This window comes from Falsiroseomonas oryzae (genome assembly GCF_027856955.1).
GTDB classification, from domain to species: domain Bacteria; phylum Pseudomonadota; class Alphaproteobacteria; order Acetobacterales; family Acetobacteraceae; genus Falsiroseomonas; species Falsiroseomonas oryzae.
This window is the reverse complement of record NZ_JAPSMD010000786.1, coordinates 1-1,349: the sequence shown is the minus strand read 5'-3', so window position 1 is coordinate 1,349 and position 1,349 is coordinate 1. Positions and strand designations below refer to the sequence as shown.

Sequence of the window (1,349 nt, the reverse complement as noted above, 5' to 3'; positions counted from 1 at the left end):
GGCGCGATCGGGCGGCACGGGCAGCGGCGGCTGGCGGCCGGCGCGCGCCACCTCCTCGGCCAGGATCGACAGGCCGCTGCGCGCGGTCCAGGTGCCGAGCGCGGCGGTCAGCTCGATCACCTGCAGCACCTCGGCCGGCGTGGCGCCGGCTTCGAGCGCGAATTCCATGTGCCGCTTCGCCCCGCGCTCGTAGAGATGCGCGCAGGAGAGGTCGGCGGCGATGTAGACGAACTCCCGCACCTTCGGATCGAGCGCGCCGGACCGCCAGGGGCCGTGCAGAAAGGCGAGATAGGCCTCGAGGAAGGCGGGGTCGTGCTGCAGCAGGCCTTCGTGGAACGGCGCCCAGTAGCGCCGCGCCGCGATCACCTCCGCCTTCAGCCGGTCCTTCTCCGCCGGGTCCACCGCCCCGGGCCTAGATCGGGGAGCGCCACATGACCGGCACGAAGGCGAAGCCCTCGCTGCGGCGGGCGACGTTGCCGATGCCAGGGAAAGCCAGGTGGGAGCCGGCGACGACGATGCGGTCGGTCGCCGCCATGTCGAAGATGCGCGCGCGCGTCTGGGCCGCCAGGCCGGGATCCGAATCGAAGGAGATCGACCAGTCCGGCCGCGCGAACTGCAGCGCCTGGGCGTGCACCACGTCGCTCCACATCAGGAACTGCGCGCCGCCGGAGGCGACATGCACGCCGAGATGGCCGGGCGTGTGGCCGGGGATCGCCACGGTGCGGATGCCGGGCGCCACCTCGGTCTCCGTCGCGATGCGGCGCGTGCGGCCGGCATAGGCCGCCAGCGCGGCGCTCGCCGGGGCGAAGAAGGGGCGCAGCGGCGCCGGCGCGCGGCTCTCCTCCGCGGCATCGGTCCAATAGGCGGCCTCGGCTTCCGCCACCAGCAGCTCGGCGCGCGGGAACAGCGCGGCGCCGTCGGCCGTCATCAGCCCGGCCGAGTGGTCGCGGTGCAGGTGGGTCAGCACGATGGTGTCGATGTCGCCGGGCTGCACGCCGGCGGCGCGCAGGTTGCGCGGCATCTGGCCGAGCGTCGGGCCGAGCGCCGCCGCCGCGCCGGCATCCACGAGGACCAGCCGCGACCCCGTGTTGACGAGGTAGGCATTGACTGCGAGCGGGACGCCGCCGGCCGGCGCGAAGGCTTCGGCGCGCAGGCGGTTGCCCACGGCCGCGTCGTAGCCGGCGAAGAGGTTGGGCAGGGCGGCCTCGGGGAAGGCCAGGTTGCCGTCCAGCAGGGCCGTCACCTCGATCTCGCCGACGCGGTGGCGGTAGAAGCCGGGCGCCTGCTCCGTGGCGCGCGCCACCTGCGCCGCGGCGTCGCGGGCGGCCAGCGCGAGCGCTGCGCCGGCG

Annotated in this window: 2 protein-coding genes; both read right to left on the bottom strand. The window is 75.2% G+C overall.

Features of this window, described 5'->3' with window-relative positions; all coding sequences use genetic code 11:
* The coding region (locus tag OZN99_RS31675; protein ID WP_270939162.1) for a carboxymuconolactone decarboxylase family protein at positions 1-402 on the bottom strand (402 nt) is incomplete at its 3' end.
* Between the two features lie 10 nt (positions 403-412).
* Positions 413-1,349: MBL fold metallo-hydrolase (locus tag OZN99_RS31670; protein ID WP_270939161.1), on the bottom strand; the 937-nt coding region annotated here is incomplete at its 5' end.